This is a genomic window from Roseateles sp. GW835-FHT13E02 (genome assembly GCF_058794035.1).
Genome location: NZ_JBXAGJ010000008.1, coordinates 181,969 through 200,434, shown reverse-complemented (window position 1 = coordinate 200,434; position 18,466 = coordinate 181,969). Strand labels below are relative to the sequence as shown.

The 18,466-nt window shown below is 60.5% G+C and carries 13 protein-coding genes and 2 pseudogenes; 14 read left to right on the top strand and 1 reads right to left on the bottom strand.

Annotated features, from left to right (window positions below; all coding sequences use genetic code 11):
- Window positions 1–252 precede the first annotated feature (252 nt).
- The 13 genes and pseudogenes from AC1Q6P_RS10280 to AC1Q6P_RS10220 all read left to right on the top strand — a co-directional run bounded on the left by AC1Q6P_RS10280 (window position 253) and on the right by AC1Q6P_RS10220 (window position 16,240).
- Entirely contained in the window at window positions 253–735 is a 483-nt protein-coding gene (locus AC1Q6P_RS10280) for an outer membrane lipoprotein (protein ID WP_102766204.1), read from the top strand.
- A gap of 320 nt (window positions 736–1,055) precedes the next feature.
- Entirely contained in the window at window positions 1,056–1,790 is a 735-nt protein-coding gene (locus AC1Q6P_RS10275) for a hypothetical protein (RefSeq protein WP_492663794.1), read from the top strand.
- Between the two features lie 51 nt (window positions 1,791–1,841).
- Window positions 1,842–2,207 carry a response regulator gene (locus tag AC1Q6P_RS10270; RefSeq protein ID WP_102766202.1) on the top strand — a complete coding sequence of 122 codons (366 nt, stop codon included), beginning with the start codon at window positions 1,842–1,844 and terminating at the stop codon, window positions 2,205–2,207.
- Between the two features lie 65 nt (window positions 2,208–2,272).
- The gene (locus AC1Q6P_RS10265) at window positions 2,273–2,641 is read left to right on the top strand and encodes an STAS domain-containing protein (RefSeq protein WP_492663793.1); all 369 of its coding nucleotides are present in this window, start codon (window positions 2,273–2,275) and stop codon (window positions 2,639–2,641) included.
- A 19-nt stretch (window positions 2,642–2,660) separates the two neighbouring features.
- Window positions 2,661–4,940, top strand: coding sequence for a chemotaxis protein CheA (locus AC1Q6P_RS10260; protein WP_492663792.1), 2,280 nt, complete (start codon window positions 2,661–2,663; stop codon window positions 4,938–4,940).
- A 251-nt stretch (window positions 4,941–5,191) separates the two neighbouring features.
- On the top strand, window positions 5,192–7,858 hold the full coding sequence (locus tag AC1Q6P_RS10255) for a methyl-accepting chemotaxis protein (RefSeq protein ID WP_492663791.1): 2,667 nt from the start codon (window positions 5,192–5,194) through the stop codon (window positions 7,856–7,858).
- A 54-nt stretch (window positions 7,859–7,912) separates the two neighbouring features.
- On the top strand, window positions 7,913–10,378 hold the full coding sequence (locus AC1Q6P_RS10250) for a methyl-accepting chemotaxis protein (RefSeq protein WP_492663790.1): 2,466 nt from the start codon (window positions 7,913–7,915) through the stop codon (window positions 10,376–10,378).
- Window positions 10,379–10,443: 65 nt separating this feature from the next.
- A pseudogene (locus AC1Q6P_RS10245) lies at window positions 10,444–11,427 on the top strand (PAS domain-containing protein); the annotation flags it as partial.
- 759 nt (window positions 11,428–12,186) lie between these two features.
- Window positions 12,187–12,873: pseudogene (locus AC1Q6P_RS10240) on the top strand (methyl-accepting chemotaxis protein); the annotation flags it as partial.
- A gap of 276 nt (window positions 12,874–13,149) precedes the next feature.
- Entirely contained in the window at window positions 13,150–13,695 is a 546-nt protein-coding gene (locus AC1Q6P_RS10235; protein WP_102766197.1) for a chemotaxis protein CheW, read from the top strand.
- A gap of 28 nt (window positions 13,696–13,723) precedes the next feature.
- Complete coding sequence (locus tag AC1Q6P_RS10230) at window positions 13,724–14,536, top strand: CheR family methyltransferase (RefSeq protein WP_492663789.1); 813 nt, start codon at window positions 13,724–13,726, stop codon at window positions 14,534–14,536.
- Complete coding sequence (locus AC1Q6P_RS10225) at window positions 14,466–15,083, top strand: chemotaxis protein CheD (protein WP_492703168.1); 618 nt, start codon at window positions 14,466–14,468, stop codon at window positions 15,081–15,083. The genes AC1Q6P_RS10230 and AC1Q6P_RS10225 overlap by 71 nt, the downstream gene beginning before the upstream one ends.
- Window positions 15,080–16,240, top strand: a complete 1,161-nt coding sequence (locus AC1Q6P_RS10220; protein WP_171827653.1) for a protein-glutamate methylesterase/protein-glutamine glutaminase — start codon at window positions 15,080–15,082, stop codon at window positions 16,238–16,240. Before AC1Q6P_RS10225 ends, AC1Q6P_RS10220 begins: the two co-directional genes overlap by 4 nt.
- Before the next feature lie 135 nt (window positions 16,241–16,375).
- Here AC1Q6P_RS10220 and AC1Q6P_RS10215 read toward each other — a convergent pair whose 3' ends face one another.
- Window positions 16,376–16,741, bottom strand: a complete 366-nt coding sequence (locus tag AC1Q6P_RS10215) for a response regulator transcription factor (RefSeq protein ID WP_271010372.1) — start codon at window positions 16,739–16,741, stop codon at window positions 16,376–16,378.
- A 393-nt stretch (window positions 16,742–17,134) separates the two neighbouring features.
- Here AC1Q6P_RS10215 and AC1Q6P_RS10210 point away from each other — a divergent pair, with 393 nt between their 5' ends.
- A complete protein-coding gene (locus tag AC1Q6P_RS10210; RefSeq protein ID WP_492663788.1) occupies window positions 17,135–18,463 on the top strand; it encodes a methyl-accepting chemotaxis protein in 1,329 nt (442 codons plus the stop codon).
- The last annotated feature ends 3 nt before the right edge of the window (window positions 18,464–18,466 follow it).

Below are 18,466 nucleotides of genomic sequence, written 5' to 3'. Positions count from 1 at the left end.
TTTGAAAAACTCATGGCACAAAGCAGAGTCGCCCGTGCCTAGATTCACGCCCCCATTGCGGTGCCCGAAAGCCCCCCTCATCCACAACAAGGGCCGTCATGCTTGATTCGCCCACAGCCAAGCTGCACCGCAAGGTGCACGGCCCGATACCCGCACGGCCGCACAATCCAGCAACATGGGGCGCAGTCAACGGCTGCACAATGGATCTCGTTGCAGCAGCACGCCTTGTGCTGCGTCTAGGAGAAACACCCCATGAACAAGACCCTCATCACCGCCAGCCTCGTGGCCCTTGCCACTCTGAGCGCCTGCTCCACCACCAGTCCCGATGTGATTCAACGCAATGAAGCCCAGCGCATGGCCGTGGTGCAGGACGCCACCGTGCTGAGCGTGCGCAGCGTCACCGTGGACGGCTCGCAAAGCGGTGCCGGCGCCGTCACCGGCGGCGTGGTCGGTGCCGTGGCCGGCTCTTCGGTGGGCGGCCGCCGCGAAGGCCAGATCGTTGGCGTGCTGGGGGCCGTGGCCGGCGCGGTGATCGGCAATGCCATCGAGCGCAGCGCCACCCGCGAAGAAGCGATCGAAGTGTTGGTGCAGCTGCGCAACGGCGAGCGCCGCTCCATCGTCCAGGCCAAGGGCAATGAGAACCTGAACCCGGGCGAAGCCGTGATCCTGACCACCACCGGCGGCAAGACCCGCGTGACCCGCGCCCCTGCCGTGCGCGTCGACACCACGAATTGACCCTGAATCGGCGCACCGTCTGCCGCGGATGGCACGCGGTGCGCCTTGAAATTGCTCGCGCCCTACTACCTGCCCCTCCCTAGGCGGCTTGGCGCCTCAGCGCCACAACCCATGATCGAATTCGGCGAACACAAGGCCGACCATCCCCGATCGACCTCACAAAGCGCCATAAAGCTCCACCATTCCCCGCGCTAACTTGCTAAATTAGCCGCTTATCTCTGTTTTCCCATGCGCAAGGCATGCGAAAACTAGCACTCACGCATCGCTGAAGTCGCATCTTGAAGTTCACGCCCATACGGCAGAACTCAGAAAGGCTGTGAATGAGTCGTCGAACGGGGGGTGACTTGGGCAATCGTCCTAGAACGAAACGCCTGAGGCCGGCAGAGCAGCCTTCGAAGCTGCTTCTTTTGCTGGTGTTTTGCGGCCTTGCCGCCGCTTTGGTCGTGCAGCAGCAATGGCTAGGCCTGGTGGCCTGCGCGCTCGGCGCCTGCGTGCTTTGGTGGCCCATCCCTTCTACGGCCGACCCACTCAACGCTGACGAGGCGAATCCATCCACGCCCGCTGCTCCCCCGCTCGCAGAAGGGACGTCATTGATGGCCGCAACCGTGTTGCCGGTATGGAGCCGCCAGCTGACGATCATCCAAAGCAGCGTGCAGTCTGCGACGTCCGAACTGCTGAGCAGCTTTTCCAGCATGCTGGAGCTGCAAGACCAATGGGCGAGTCAACTGCAAGCCCTGTCTGCGCAGAACGACCATAACGCCCACACCCGTCAGCATCTAGACCAGCTCTCACTCATCAGCGCCCAGACCCGGATCGAATACGACAAGGTTCTGGAGCGACTGCAGTTTGGCGACCGTGTGTCGCAAATGGTGGATGTGCTGCGCCAAGACACGGAACGATTTGCCCGTCAGCTGCCCCACATGGCACAGGCTGCGCCAGCCGATGCCAATGCTTGGCTGGCCGCACTAGAAGTCCGCTACACCACCGATGAGCAACGTTTCATCCATCACGACCAAGCGCACACGCCACAGCCAAGCAAGGTCGACTTCTTTTAGGGTCCATCTCCCTTTCTTCAACCGGTCCAAACCTTCCACAAAGAGGCACACATGAGCAAAACAATTCTGGTCGTCGATGATTCGGGCAGCTTCCGCACTGTGGTCAAGCTGGCGCTGCAAAAAGCGGGCTACAGCGTTATCGAAGCAGTCGATGGGAAAGATGCCATCGGCAAGCTCGATGGGGCCAAGATCAATCTGATCGTATGCGACGTCAACATGCCGAACATGGATGGCCTGAGTTTTCTCAAGCATGTCAAAACCTTGGCGGCATACAAGTTCACTCCGGTCATCATGCTGACCACCGAGTCACAAGAAGAAAAGAAGGCAGAGGGCCGCGCCGCCGGCGCCAAGGCATGGATCACCAAGCCCTTCCAACCCTCGCAACTGGTGGACGCCGTCAACCGACTGTGTGTTTGAGCGCGCTGCCGCTGCACAGAACAAAACCCGATTGACTGGGGTCCGCCAACCCCTGGGAGTGAGCCATGCCGGATGCCGAAGATGCCCCAGCCACACTGGCGAGCAGCGCTTCAACCCTTGAGCCCCCGACCTTGACGGTGGGGCCCGAGTTCACGATCGCTCAAGCCGCAGCCCAACGGCAAAGGTTGTTGGACGCTGTTCAAAGCATGGGGGCTGGCCCGCTTCGCCTGGACTTGAGCGGCGTCAGCGACTTTGACAGCGCGGGCGTGCAGCTGCTGCTGTCCACCCAGCGCAGTGTCCAGGAGATGAACGCGGAAGTGCTGATTGTCCAAGCCAGCGACGTCGTTCTGGAGGTTCTGCGCTGCTATGGACTGGAGCCCACGCTCGGTGCCGCGGGACCCACGCCCCTTGCGCAAGTCGCCGCCACCCGCTGACAGGAAGAAGCCTATGTCTATGAGCGATGACGACGCCGAAATCCTGGCCGTTGCACGGGCCGGATTTCTCGACGAAGCCCAGGAAATGCTGCGCCAGTTCGAGCAAGGGCTGCTGGTACTGGAAAGTGACCCTGCAGATTCAGAAAGCCTGAACTCGGCGTTCCGGGCGGCACACACCATCAAAGGCACGGCTGGCATGTTTGGCTGTGATGCGGTGGTCAGCTTCACCCACGAAGCTGAAACCCTGCTGGAAGCTTTGCGCGCCAATCAACGCCAGCTTGACGACGATGTGATGGGCGCCTTGCTGGAAAGCCGCGACCAGATCGAGATGCTGCTTGGCGAAGTGCGCAGCGGCGAAAGCGACCCGCAGGTCGCTGCCAGCAGCGCCGCTCTGGCCGGCCGGCTCCGCGCGCTCTTGGGTAAACCCGCCCTGGCCGAGCCGCCCCCGGCAACGCAGGCCGCCATCGAGACGAAGGCCGAAACGGCGGCCGATCACGGCTGGCATCTGTCCCTGCGCTTCCTGGCCGATGCGCTGCGCAACGGCCTGGACCCCTTGTCCTTCATTCGCTACCTGCGTACTTTGGGAAAAGTCACCGCGATTCGCACCCAGACCGCCGCCGTACCGGCCTTGGATGCCCTGGACGCAGAAGCCTGCTATCTCGGCTTTGAAATTCGCTTCGAGAGCGCAGCCAGTCACGCCGAGATTGAGCAGGTCTTCGAGTTTGCGGCTGACGACAGCGACATCGTGATCCTGCCACCCGGGTCCCCGCCCGCTGCATTTGAAGACCTCGCAACCCAGCGTTGCGGCAGCGATGCGGAAGCCCGAACCGCGCTTTTCGACTGTTGGCGCGCCATGGGCATTCAGTTTGAGGTGCGCTTGGAGCCGCTCAGAACGCCCGAAGCGAACAAGGCTGACGAAGCCCCGCCCGTGATTCCCCATATTGAGCGCCGCGCGCCTGCTGCAGAGGGCGAGGTCAAACGCGGCGGGGACCGCCGCAGCGGAGTCGGCGAGCGCCGCGAAGGCGGGCGTGATCGCCGCGCTGGCGACGAAACCCGGTTTGTCCGGGTGCGAGCCGACAAGCTGGACAAGTTGATCGACCTGATCGGTGAGTTGGTGATTGCCGGCTCCGGCGCACAGATGATTGCCCATCAAGAGGGCGCTGAAGTGCTGCTAGAAGCGACCCAGCGTGTGATGGACCTGGTGCAAGAAACACGCGACGGCACCCTGGCGCTCCGCATGGTGCCCATCGGTGAAACCTTTGCCCGGTTCCAGCGCGTGGTGCGCGACGTGTCCAAGCAACTGGGCAAGGAAGTTGAGTTGATCGTCACCGGCGGCGACACCGAGTTGGACAAATCCATGGTCGACGCCATCGCCGACCCGCTGATGCATTTGGTACGCAACAGCATGGACCACGGTCTTGAGACCTGCGAGGAGCGCCTTGCGACCGGAAAGTCGCCGAGCGGTCGACTGGCTCTGAACGCATTCCACGAAGCTGGTGCGGTCGTGATCGAAGTCAGTGACGATGGTCGAGGCTTGGCACGCGAGCGAATCCTTCGCAAGGCCGTGGAGCGTGAACTGGTGGCCGAGGGCCAGATCCTGTCAGACCACGAGGTCTGGCAGTTGATCTTTCAGCCGGGATTTTCAACCGCCGAGCAGATCACCGATCTGTCGGGTCGAGGTGTCGGGATGGACGTGGTCAAGCGCAGCATCGAATCGCTGCGCGGCACCATCAGTCTGAGCAGTCAAGTCGGACAGGGCACGCTGACCCAGATTCGCCTGCCGCTCACGCTGGCCATGATTGACGGATTTCTCACCATGGTGGGCGGCGTCAACTATGTTCTGCCCCTCGCAGCGGTGGCCGAGTGCATCGATGTTCCGGGCGAATGCAGCAGCCAAGACGAAGCCCGCGTCAGCGGCACATTCAACCTGCGCGGCGAGGTGCTGCCCTGGCTGGATCTGGCACGCTTCTATGGCGTCAAGCCAGACCTCAGTCGACGCCGCAGCGTGGTGGTGGTACGCGACGGCCCGACACGTGTTGGCCTGATCGTGGATCGTTTGATGGGCGAGCATCAAACCGTGATCAAACCGCTCTCCAGCATCTTTCAGCACCTCAAAGCCTTGGCGGGATCCACCATCTTGGGCTCGGGCGAAGTGGCCCTGTTGCTGGATGTCTCGGGCCTGTTTGCCGCTGCCATCGAAGGCGGCCAGCGCGCCCGGCTCATCGCACGGCCGGGCTCCCAAACCACACATCAATCCGCCCACCTCACCTCGTCCGTTCAAGGCAAGTCATCAGCCTGAATCTCACCCTGTCATGAGTTCCTGAATGAGTTCCAAGGGAGAAAAAAATGCAACAGCTTCTACGCAGACTGCAGCTCTGGCAAAGATTTGTATTGCTGGCACTGATTTCAACTTTGGCGTGCGCCATCCCTCTGACCCTGGTCTTGCGGAATATGGGTCAACAAGTGGACGCCGCCATATCCGAAAAGGACGGCATCGCCCCATTGAGGCCGACCATCCAAATCATGCGAGCGCTGCAAGTCCATCGTGGCTTGTCCAGTCTTGCTCTCAATGGCGACACACAGGTTCAATCCAAATTGGCCGAGAGCGAAGCCGAGATCGCCCTGCAGCTCAAGAAGCTGTTGCAAATCCTGCCCAAGGACAACCCTCGATACCGGGATGCCCTGACACGAACCAACGCCATGAGTGCTGCGGTACAGAAGCTTCAAGACCAGGTCAGTGGCAAGACGATAGACGCCTCGAAGAGCTTTACCGCCCACAGCGAATTGGTGAACGAAGCCTTGCTGCTGGTCGAGAACATTGCGGATGCGTCCGGTCTTTCACTCGACCCGGAAGAATCGACCTACTACCTGGTGACCGCGGTGGCGGAATATGTTCCGCAGCTCACGGAATCCATTGCCCTGGTGCGTGGCAAAAGCTCAGCCATGGTCAAGCAAGCAGGCAATGGCAAAGACCTGAGTGCGGCGGACTTGGCGACCTTGCACGACATGCGGGAAAAGTCAGACTTCTGGCGGCAGCGCGGCCAACGCCAGTTGAACAAAGCACTCCAAAGCGACACCCAGCTCGCCCAAGCACTGAATCTCAGTGCGCAGGAGGCGCAAAAGAGCGCGGACAGCTTTCTCAAGCTGGTCGATCAACAGCTGTTCAACGGCAAGCCCAGCCTGAGTGCGGCGGACATGTTCAGCCAAGGCACTTTGGCGACCGAAGCTCAATATGGCTTGTTCAATGCTGCCACCGACAACCTGGAGCGGCTTCTCGATGAGCGCATTCACAAGCTCAGCCTGCAGAGAAACATCGGCGCCAGTGCGCTCGGTGGGCTCGCGCTCCTGGCTTTGCTGACAGGTGTCGCCATTGTTCGCACCATCACGCAACCTTTGCAAAGGGCGGTGGCCGCGGCCGATGCGGTGGCCAAAGGGGACCTGGACTTCGACACCCAGGACAAGCACAAGGACGAAGCCGGCACCTTGCTCACCACGCTGGGAACGATGCAGAGCAATCTGCGCGAGCGTCGTGATCGCGACACGCGCCTGGCCGAGGAGACGGGCCGGGTCAAGGCAGCGCTCGACCAATGCTCCACCAATGTGATGATTGCCGACGTCGATGGACAGATCATCTACACCAACCAATCTGTCCAGGCGATGCTGCAGGGCAATGAAGCCGAGCTGCGCAAGGTTCTGCCCAATTTTGAAGCCAAGCGCGTGGTGGGCAGCAACTTCGACAGCTTTCACAAGAACCCGGCCCATCAGCGCAATCTATTGGGACAGTTGCAGGGCGAGTACAAGACGCAAATCCAGGTGGCTGCGCTGAATTTCTCCCTGATCGCCAACCCCATCTTCGACGCCGCAGGCCAACGCCAGGGCACCGTGGTGGAGTGGAAGGACATCACCCAGGAGCTGGCCGCCCGCGAGCGTGAGCTCAAACTGGCCGCGGAAAACGCCCGCGTCAAGCAAGCGCTGGACATCTGCTCGACCAATGTGATGATCGCCGACAGCGACGGTCTGATCATTTACAACAACCAGTCGGTCTCGCAGATGATGCAGCGCAACGAAAACGAGTTGCGCAAGGTCTTGCCGCAGTTCGATGCACGACGGATCGTCGGCAGCAATTTTGATCAGTTCCATCGCAATCCAAGCCATCAGCGCAATCTGCTGGGCGGTTTGAAGAGCGAGTACAAGACCGAAATCAAGGTAGGCCAGCTGACTTTCGCGCTGACCGCCAACCCCATCCACGCGGCCGATGGACACCGCCTGGGCACGGTGGTCGAGTGGAAGGACCGTACTGCGGAAGTGGCCGCGGAGCTTGAGGTCAGCGGCATGGTGGAAGCCGCCAATCAAGGCGACTTTGCCAATCGCATTGGCCTGGAGGGCAAAGAGCCCTTCTTCCGCATGTTGGGCGAGAAGTTCAATTCACTGGTTGAAACGGTCAGCGGCACCATTCGTGAAGTGCGCGTCGCTGCAGATCAATTGAGCGGCGCCTCGGAACAGGTGTCGCAAACCTCACAGTCGCTCTCGCACTCAGCGAGCCAGCAAGCCGCCAGCGTGGAAGAAACCACCGCGTCCCTGCAAGAAATGGCGTCCTCGGTCAAGCAAAACGCAGACAGCGCCAATCTCACTGACGGCATGGCCACCAAGGCCGCGCGCGAAGCCATGGAAGGTGGACAAGCCGTGGGCATGACCGTGGACGCCATGAAGCAAATCGCCACCAAGATTTCCATCATCGATGACATCGCCTATCAAACCAATCTCCTGGCCTTGAACGCTGCCATCGAAGCCGCTCGCGCCGGCGAACACGGCAAGGGCTTTGCAGTGGTCGCTGCCGAGGTACGGAAGCTGGCCGAAAGAAGCCAGGTCGCCGCACAAGAAATCGGCAATCTGGCAAGCAACAGCGTTCAGCTGGCTGAAAAGGCCGGGAGCCTGCTGGGCAATATGGTGCCTTCCATCCAGAAGACCAGCGAGCTGGTGCAGGAGATTGCCGCGGCATCGGGAGAACAGTCCCAGGGCGTGACCCAGATCACCGGTGCCATGAATCACTTGTCCACGGCGACCCAACAGACGGCCTCGGCGTCGGAAGAGCTTTCGGCAACGGCCGAACAGCTGTCGGCGCAAGCCTCGCAACTGCAGGACCAGATGGCCTTCTTCAAGCTGGCCGAAGACAAGCACACGACCTCATCGCATCACAAAGGTTCTCGAAGGCGTTAATGGCCGCAGGGGGCCGATACCGCACCTTCCATCGAAGAAAGACGAGGCTTCTCCATGACACTCGCGAATATGAAAGTTGGGCAGCGTTTGGGGTTGGGCTTTGCCCTGCTTCTGGCCATGTTGATCGCTGTGGTCGTACTGGCACTCAAGGATCTAGCCAACGTCAACCATGCGCTTGAACATGTGGTGCATGAGAACTTCAGTCGCATGGTCGACTTGAACGAGTTGTCGGAGCAGACGCACGTTGAACAACGGGTCATACGAAGCCTCATTCTGATCAACACCAACGACGCCATCGAAGGCGAACGCCGCAAGATCGCAGAGGCTCGAGAGGCGTTTGACAAGTCCTTCGCGTCCATCAGCAAGAACACGGCGCGTGAGGAAGATCAGCGAGATCTCGAGCAAGCCCGGGAACAAGCGAAAAAATCCCGCGCCCTGAATGATCAGGTCATGGAACTTGCGAACCTCAACAAAGACGAAGAAGCCACCAAACTGCTTCTGAGCTCGGCCAGCCCTGCGGCCAAAGCGCTGCAAACCACGATAGACAAAGCGGTGGCCATGCAGCTCCAGGACGCAGAACAGGATGTGACTGCGGCCTCATCAAACTACGTCTCTGCTCGCCTCTGGTTGATCGGCGTGACCGGTTTCGCCGTCCTGCTGGTGATCGCCATGGCTTGGATGCTGACGCGAAGCGTCACCCTGCCCTTGGCCAGGGCCGTGGCGCTGTCCAGAGAGATCGGCGATGGCCGACTGGACAATGAAGTGCAAGTTCAAGGCACCGATGAAACCAGCCAGCTACTGAAGAGCTTGGTGCAAATGCAATCCAACTTGCGCGAACGCAATGAGCGCGACGGACGAATTGCCTCCGAGAACGCCCGTGTCAAGCAAGCGCTGGACAGTTGCTCGACCAATGTGATGATCGCCGACCCTGAAGGGCAGATCGTCTACGCAAACCGCTCCGTGACTGCCATGCTGCAGGGCAACGAAGCAGCGCTGCGACAGTCACTGCCCAACTTCGACGCCAAGCAAGTCGTCGGCAGCAACTTCGACAGCTTCCACCGCAACCCCGCGCACCAACGCAATCTGCTGGGCAACTTGAGGAGCGAATACAAGACCCAGATCCAGGTGGCGGAGCTGCACTTTTCTCTGATCGCCAACCCCATCACCGATGCGACCGGCCAACGCCTTGGCACTGTGGTGGAGTGGCGTGACATGACTCAGGAGCTGATCGCTCGCGAGCGCGAACAAACCCTGGCCGCCGCCAATGCCCGCATCAAGCAAGCCTTGGATGTGGCGGCCATGCCGGTTCGAATCTCAGCGGCGGACGGCACCATCGTTTACGTCAACGAGGCTTTGATGACGGTCTTGCGCCGTGATGAGGCGGCCTTCCGCAGCGAACTGCCAGGCTTTGATCCCAGCAAAGTGCTGGGCGGCTCCATCGGCATGTTCTATCGCGACGCGGCCGCAGCCGTCGAACGCCTGAAGAACTTGAGCGACACCGCCCACTCCACCATGGTGCTGGGCGGCCGCACTTACGACGTCACAACCACTCCGATTCGCGACCCGAACGGAAAGAACATCGGAACTGTCGGCCAATGGCTGGATCGCACCGAGCAACTGGCCGCCGAGCGCGAATTTGATTCGCTGACCAGCGCAGCCACCAGCGGAGATCTCAGTCAGCGCATTGGCCTGGACGGCAAGCATGGATTCTTTCGCCAGATCGGCGAAAAATTCAATGGCCTGATCGACACCATCAGCGACACCATCCGTGAGGTCCGGGTCGCTGCCGATCAACTCAGCGGCGCTTCCGACCAAGTCTCACAAACCTCGCAGAGCCTGTCACATTCCGCTTCGCAGCAGGCCGCCAGCGTCGAAGAGACCACCGCCTCTTTGCAAGAAATGGCGGCGTCGGTGAAACAGAACGCCGAGAGTGCCAACGTCACCGACGGCATGGCCACCAAGGCTGCTCGAGAAGCCATGGAGGGCGGTCAAGCCGTGGGAATGACGGTGGACGCCATGAAGCAAATCGCCACCAAGATTTCCATCATCGATGACATCGCCTATCAAACCAATCTCCTGGCCTTGAACGCCGCCATCGAAGCCGCTCGGGCCGGCGAACACGGCAAGGGCTTCGCTGTGGTTGCCGCCGAGGTCCGCAAATTGGCCGAACGCAGCCAAGTGGCAGCGCAAGAGATCGGCAACCTGGCCAGCAACAGCGTCCAACTGGCCGAACGAGCCGGCAGTCTGCTCAGCAATATGGTGCCTTCGATTCAAAAGACCAGTGAACTGGTGCAGGAGATTTCAGCAGCATCCGGTGAGCAGTCTCAAGGCGTGACCCAGATCACGGGTGCGATGAACCACCTGTCGAACACCACGCAACAAACGGCCTCGGCTTCAGAAGAGCTTTCCGCGACGGCCGAGGAGTTGTCTGCCCAGGCCAATCAGCTCCAGGAACAAATGGCCTTCTTCCGCCTCGCCGAAGAGAAAAGCTCCCGGGGTCAAGCCAGACAGCAGCGCTGAGCACGCAGCATCCACGCTGCGCTGGAAACACGATCACAACACAAGCCGCAATCGAAAGGCCCACGATGCGAAGCAACCTCCCGGTGACACAGACTGAGTACCGCTTGCGCGACGGCATGACCATCGTGTCGCGCACCGACCTCAAGGGGCGCATCACCTACATCAATGACGACTTCGTCGAAGCGAGCGGCTTTGCCGAGACCGAGCTGATTGGCCAGCCGCATAACTTGGTGCGCCATCCCGACATGCCGGAAGAAGCATTCCAAGACATGTGGAACAGCTTGAAATCCGGTCGCCCGTGGACCGGCATGGTCAAGAATCGCTGCAAGAACGGTGACTTCTACTGGGTGGTTGCCAATGCCACGCCTGTCAAAGAAGGCGAGAGCGTGGTCGGCTATATGTCAGTTCGCACGCGACCCAGCCGGGAACAGATCGAGGCGGCCGATGCCCTGTATCGCAAGTTCAAGGAAGGGAGCGCCAAGGGATGGGTGATACGCGACGGCCGCGGTGTGCGCACCGGCCTGAAGGATCGAGCCCTCCAAGGAATGAATGCCCTGGGTCTACCCACCAAGCTTCTGACAAGCGCCGTGCTGCTGCTGGCAGGTGGTGTGGGACTCGGTCACGAACTGCTGTCCTCCCGGTGGCTGCCCGCCAGCCTGGCACTGCTTCCGACCTTCCTGGGCTTGTGGACCCTGTGGGCCATCGCTCGGCGCCTGAGCCGGACCCTGCGGCAGGCAGGCGCTCAATTTGAGCAGTTTGGCCAAGGTCGTTTTGATGGCGTCGTTCAAGTGCAGGGAAGCGACGAGCTTGCCTCCATGATGCTGGCGCTCAAACGCGTTCAAACCCGGTTGGGCTTCGAATTTGCCGACACCCGAAAACGAGCTGAGGACGCGGAACGCATTCGTCAGGCACTCGATGTTGCGGCCACCAACATGATGGTGGCTGACCCGGGCTACAACATTGTGTATGGCAATGCATCGTTACGAGCCATGTTGGCCGCGGCCGAATCGGACATACGCAAAGACCTTCCTCGCTTCAGCGCAGCCACGGTGGTTGGCACCAACATCGACGTTTTTCACAAGAACCCGGCACACCAGCGCGGCATGCTGGACCGCCTGAACAGCCCCCACAAAACCCGACTTCATATCGGAGGCAGGCGCTTTGATCTGATCGTCAATCCGGTCATCGCTGCCGGCAAGCGTCTCGGCACCGTGGTGGAATGGAAGGACATGACCGCGGAGCTGGCGGCTGCGGAACGCGAGGCCGAGTTGGCAGCGGAGAACGCACGCGTCAAGCAAGCTCTCGACATCTGCTCGACCAATGTGATGATTGCCGACACGGAAGGCAAGATCATCTACAACAACCAATCGGTAGCGCAGATGATGCTTCGCAATGAGGCCGAGCTTCGCAAGGTTTTGCCGACCTTCAATGCCCGCACCATCGTGGGCTCCAATTTCGACCAGTTCCATCGCAACCCCGGCCATCAACGCAATCTGCTCGGTGGCTTGAAGGGCGAGTACAAGACCGAAATTACCGTCAGTGGCTTGAGGTTTGCCCTGACCGCCAACCCGATCACCGATGCCAAGGGCGTTCGCCTGGGTACCGTGGTGGAGTGGAAGGATCGCACGCTTGAAGTCGGTGTTGAGAACGAAATCGGCGGCATGGTGGACGGAGCGACCCAGGGCGACTTCACACAGCGTGTTCCCCTCGAAGGCAAGGAACCCTTCTTCCGCATGCTCGGCGACAAGTTCAATTCGCTGGTCGAAACCGTCAGCGGCACGATCCGCGAAGTGCGCAGCGCCGCCGACCAACTCTCCAGCGCCTCGGAACAGGTTTCGCAAACCTCGCAGTCCTTGTCTCACTCCGCCTCTGAGCAAGCCGCCAGCGTGGAGCAAACCACTGCATCGCTGCATCAAATGGCCGCCTCGGTGCAGCAGAACGCCGACAGCGCCAATCTCACCGACGGCATGGCGACAAAAGCTGCCAGCGAGGCCATGGATGGCGGACAAGCCGTCAGCATGACGGTCGACGCGATGAAGCAGATCGCAAAGAAGATTTCGATCATTGATGACATTGCCTACCAGACCAATCTGCTTGCACTGAACGCAGCCATCGAAGCGGCTCGCGCCGGGGAGCACGGCAAAGGCTTCGCCGTGGTCGCGGCCGAAGTGCGCAAATTGGCCGAGCGCAGTCAGGTGGCGGCCCAAGAGATCGGCAGTCTGGCCAGCACCAGCGTCAGCCTGGCCGAGAAGGCAGGCTCTTTGCTCAGCGATATGGTGCCTTCGATTCAGAAGACCTCCGAGTTGGTGCAGGAGATTTCTGCGGCTTCTGGTGAACAGTCTGCGGGTGTGGGGCAGATCACCAAGGCCATGAACCACCTCTCCAACACCACGCAGCAGACCGCCTCGGCCTCAGAGCAGTTGTCAGCCACGGCCGAGGAGCTCTCGGCGCAGGCTGCGCAGTTGCAGGAGCAGATGGCCTTCTTCAAACTGGCAGACGACGCCGTTTCACCCAGCCCAGAACACGGGAAAGCAACGCGGCCCCGTCCATCCATGCAAAGGCAGCAGCAATTCAAACAAAGCGCCAGGCTCAATGAAATGCGCAGCGTTACGGCTGAACCGCCTTCCAGCGCCTCCGCCAATGCCCACACAGCCTCATATGGCGGCGAAGCTTCGGCAGCGCCAGGGTCTGCACGAGACGGCCGTGCCGCCAAGCCCTCGCGTGGAGGCGAAGTGGACGAGTCCTATTTCAAACGCTTTTGAGGATCCCTGATGAACAAAGCCAAAGACGCTCCGGCCGATCTGCTCCGAGGTGCGATCTCCGAGATGGCTGGTGCGGGTCCGATACGCCAACTTCTACGTTTGGCCGTTGCTCGAGAAACGCTGCTCGTGCCTATCGAAGTGGTGCGTGAGATCTTGGAAGTGGGTCGCATGACGCCGCTGCCGCAAACCCCCGACTTTGTCCACGGCGTGATGAATCTTCGCGGTGCAGTGGTGCCGGTGATTGACCTGAGTGCACGTTTTGGCTTTGGCCCCACGCACATCGGCCGACGTACCGCCGTCATTGTGGTGGAGGCCAAAGGCGACGACGATTTCGAACGCCTGATCGCCGGGGTTCTGGTCGACGCGGTCTACGAAGTGCTGGACGTGGACACCCATCGCATCGAACCGGTCCCGACCTTGGGCGTCGCCATTGCCGCTGAGTTCTTGGCAGGCATGGTCAATGTGCGCGACGGCTATGCCGCCCTGCTGAATCTGGACCAAGTGCTTTCTCCGGTGGCCTTGTCCCAGTTGATCGCTGCGGCACAGCACCATTGAGTGGCTCCATCCTCGATCGCACCGCCCCATGAGCCAACTGACCACAGACTCCTTCAAGGCCATCACCGAATTGTTTCATCGCATCTCCGGCATCAAGTTGGTGGAGAGCAAGCATGCGCTGGTGCAAAGCCGTTTGCAGAAGCTCAGCCTTGAAGCGGGCGAGACAGACATCAACGTCTTTGTTCAAAAGATGGTGCGCGGCCAGATGCCAGAGGAGCTCTTGGTCAGCGTGGTGGACAAACTCACCACCAATGAAACCTACTTCTTCCGTGAACCGCTGCATTTCGAAGACTTGGTTCGACGTGCGCAGGGGCAAGGAGATGGCGGCGAGTTCCTGGTCTGGAGTGGTGCCTCGTCCTCCGGGGAAGAGGCCTACAGCATCGCCATGGTTCTGGCCGACAAGCTGGGCATGAATCCTTCGAGCCGCCCGTGGTTCATTCGTGGCACCGATCTCTCCACGGCAGTGGTGGAGAGCGCCCGCCAAGGCTTGTACCCCATGGACCGCGCGCGCAATGTGCCGGCAGACTATCTGAGACGTTTTTGCCTGCAAGGCTTCGGCCCCTACGAGGGTCAATTGCTGATCAATCGTGAGCTCCGCTCGCGCGTGCAGTTCCAGTGCGCCAATTTGATGCAGCCGCTACCACCGCTGCCGATGTTTGATGTGATCTTCCTTCGCAATGTCTTGATTTACTTCGATGGCCCGGCGAAAACCGCGATCGTCAGCCGCGTGATGGAACGCCTGAAGCCCGGCGGCGTGTTGTACCCTGGACATGCCGAGTCCCTGGCTTCTTTGGGTCTTCCTCTCAAGGCGATTGCTCCGGCGATCTACCAACATGCATAAGCAAGATCCCAGCCGAATCCCGCCCCCGCGCAGTCCGGCCAGCAAGCCAGTCGCGCCGGGCAGCCCAAGCACCATCACCTTGATGCCTGGTCAGTGGCATTTTGGCCAGGGGGCGTTGTTGAGAACGCTTCTGGGGTCCTGCGTGGCCATCACCTTGTGGCACCCCGTCAAGAAAATCGGCGGCATGTGTCACTTTCTACTGCCCAGCAGAACCACACGAGGCACAGCCCCCTTGGATGGGCGCTATGGGGATGAAGCCGTGGAACTGTTGCTGCAAGCGATCAAACGCAGTGGCACCGCGCCTTCGGAGTACCTGGCGCATCTCTATGGCGGCGCCGACACCATGCCCGACGGCGTCAACATCAAGTTCAACGTCGGCGAGCGCAATATCGAAATGGGGTGGAGCTTGATCGACAAGTATGGCTTTCAAATGCAGGACGTCGATGTCGGCGACAGCGTTCCACGCACGGTCTCACTCGATTTGCCCAGCGGCCGAGTCGAGGTCAAACGCAGCACCGGACATGCCTTGATCGGAGCCAAGAAGTGAATGCGCGTTTGCGTGTGGCCATCATTGATGACTCGGCCATCGTGCGCAAGCACCTCAGCCAAGTGCTTGAGGCGGCAGGCATTCAAGTCACGATCACCGCCAGCGATCCTCTGTTTGCCTGGCCCAAGCTGGAAGCCAACTGGCCTGACGTCATCGTGCTCGATGTAGAAATGCCACGCATGGACGGCATCAGCTTCCTCAAGCGTTTGATGGCCGAACACCCGACACCGGTGGTGATGTGCTCAACCCTGACCGAAGCCGGCTGCGAGACCACCATGCAAGCGCTGGCTGCCGGAGCCATCGGTTTCGTGACCAAACCCAAGCTCGGCTTGCGGGATTTTCTGGAGGGGCCAGGCAACGGCCTGGTGGGCGCGGTACGCGCAGCTGCGCGGGCAAACGTCCACGCGCTTCCCAGCCAGATCGCGGCGCAGTCCAATTTGAGTTCCGGCGCAAGCCAGCCCATGACTCGGGTCAACTCAGCAGTTCCCCTGGGTGCTTCTGCACCGCGCGATCGGCTCGCGCCCGGGGCACTCGCGAGCACCTCCGCCATGTCCGAGACCACCGACCGGGTGATCGCCTTCGGCAGTTCCACCGGGGGCGTTCAAACCATTGAAACCGTGCTCAAACAACTGCCGCGCACCACGCCCGGCATCGTTCTGGTTCAGCACATGCCCGAACGATTCACCCATCCCTTTGCGTCCCGCCTCAACAGCATCACGGAACTGGAAGTGTTGGAGGCCAAGGACGGCGACCGGGTCATCAATGGACGTGTCCTGGTGGCACCGGGCGGGCGCCATATGCAGCTCAAACGAAGTGGGGCCCAGTACGTGGTCGAGGTGCGTGATGGCCCCTTGGTCAATCATCACAAACCATCGGTCGACGTCTTGTTCAAGTCGGTTGCACATTGCGCGGGACGCAATGCGATTGGCGTCATCTTCACGGGCATGGGCGACGACGGTGCGCGCGGCCTGCTGGAAATGCGCAAGTCTGGCGCGGCCACCCTGGCTCAGGACGAAGCCAGCTGTGTCGTGTACGGCATGCCGAAGGCGGCTGCTGAGTTGGGTGCGGCACAGCAAGTCCTGCCGCTCTCGGACATTGCACCCACCCTGCTGCGGCTCAATGGTGTTGTTGCCGGACTGAATCGCCAAGCTGACTGATCCGCATGGCGACCACACGATCCCAGGCGGCCCCAAAGGCGCTGCCCGGCTGCTGGTCGCAGCAACGCACGCCCACGCCACTTCCTCAGAAGCGCCTCATTGACAGCTTGCAGACGCGCCTAATGACCGGGGCTCTCAGCGCAAGACCTTGTCGATGACTTTCATCAACTCCATCGGGCTGAAGGGCTTGATCAGATACTCGTCCGCCCCGACCCGCAACCCTTCTTGCTTGTCGGCTTCCTGACCTCGCGCAGTCAAGAGAATCACTCGGATGCGCTTCAAAACAGGATCCGCTTTGACGCGGCGGCAAACCTCCAAACCGCTCATTCCGCCGGGCATCATCACGTCCAGCAGTATCAAATCGGGCTTGAAACTACTGAGCTTGCTCAGTCCTTCATGGCCATCAGCGGCTTCGTCAATCTCGTAGTCGTCAAACTCCAGCGTGACACGAATCAACTCACGGATCTCTTCCTGATCTTCAACAATCAGTATCTTCTTCATGAACCGGCTCCGGGTCGATGACGAGTATTCTGGAATGATGCCTCAAACCCGCAGCCATCGTGCAAGAACCCGGGAATTGCTGGCACTACTTCACGGCCCCACAGTGGCGTTGCTTGGCCCCTCAAGATTACGCTGCACCTGGCCGAAAGCACGGCTTGAGCCTGCGCCGGCGTTGGAGACTGCATGAACCCGAATTCAAGCCATGATCGAACCATGCTGGCCATCATCGCCAGCAACGCCTTGCTTGCCGTGGCCCTGGGCTTCGGCCGTGAATCCTCGGGCATGGCGCTGCAATGGACGCTGCCCTGCCTGGTGCTGGCGGGCTTGATCTACCGCTTCCGAGGCGGAACCGAATTGGGCCGCCTGGGTTTCGCCACCCTGCTGATGATTCTCGTGGCCTTGCAGTTGCAGCTGACTCAGGGGGCCAACAGCATCCACGCCAATGTTTACATCTCCCTGTGTTTGCTACTGCCCTATGGCGACTGGGTGGTTATCGCCTACATGACCGGCTTGTTCTGCGTCCATAGCCTGGCCTTCCATTTCTTCAACTCGAGCAGCATGCCGCTGTATGTGCACGAGACCACCGGACCGTGGTCACTGGTTGCAGACTGGGGCTTCCTGCTGGTCCTCAGCGCCTTCTTGATTTTCTCGGCGCGACAGATGCGCCAACAAGCCAATGAGCGCTTTGAAATGGAGTTCCTGGTCAAGGCCATGGGACAGGACGGGCCGATCCGATTGAATCTGGACGCGGTGCGTACCGACTCCAACGTCGGCTCCCGCCTCAAGCATGTCCAGCAACGCATGGCCGCGGCACTTCGACTGGTGCGCGACGCCATTTTCAAGGTTCATGCCGCGGCACACGAAGTCGGCGAGAGCAGCTCCGAGCTGATGGACCGCACCAATCGCACTGCAACAGGCCTGAACGACGCAGCCATGTCCTTGGAACAGATCACGGTGATCGTGAAAGAAAGTGCCCGCGCCTCGAAGGAGGCTTTGGCACATTCGCAAGCCTCGTCGGCCATGGCAAGCAAAGGCGGTGAAGTGGTGCAGCAGATGGTCAGCACCATGCAGGAAATCGATCAGTCCTCACGCCGCATCACCGACATCATTGCGGTGATTGATGCCATCGCTTTCCAGACCAATATCTTGGCACTCAATGCGGCCGTGGAAGCAGCACGGGCAGGCGAGCAAGGGCGTGGCTTTGCCGTCGTCGCCAGCGAGGTGCGCATGCTGGCGGGCCGCTCCGCCGAAGCAGCCAAGGAGATCAAGCAGCTGATCACAGCCTCCACCGAAACCGTGGCGCGCGGCACCCAACAAGCCAGCCTCGCCAGCAGCACGATGATGGACTTGGTCAGTTCGGTCAAAAGCGTCAGCACGGTGTTCGACAGCCTGACCGCCGACAACGCTGAACATGCCCAGGGCATTGAGGTCGTGGCGGCTTCGGTCAAGGAGCTTGATGCCATCACCCGACAGAACGTTCATGTGGCCGAACGATCTGGGCAGATTGCCGACGAACTGCTGCAGCAGGCAGTGAGCTTGGCCGAAGTGCTGAGTACGTTCCGGCTCGGCGATGACAAGGCCGTGGCGGAGCTCTTGAAAACAGCTCAGCAATCTGCCTTGCTCTCCAGCCAAGCCCAAGCCTCGCTGATTCAACGCCGCAGCCAAGTTCAGAGCCAAGCAAGCAACAACCCCGACGGCAACTCCAATATTGACTTTTTCTGATGG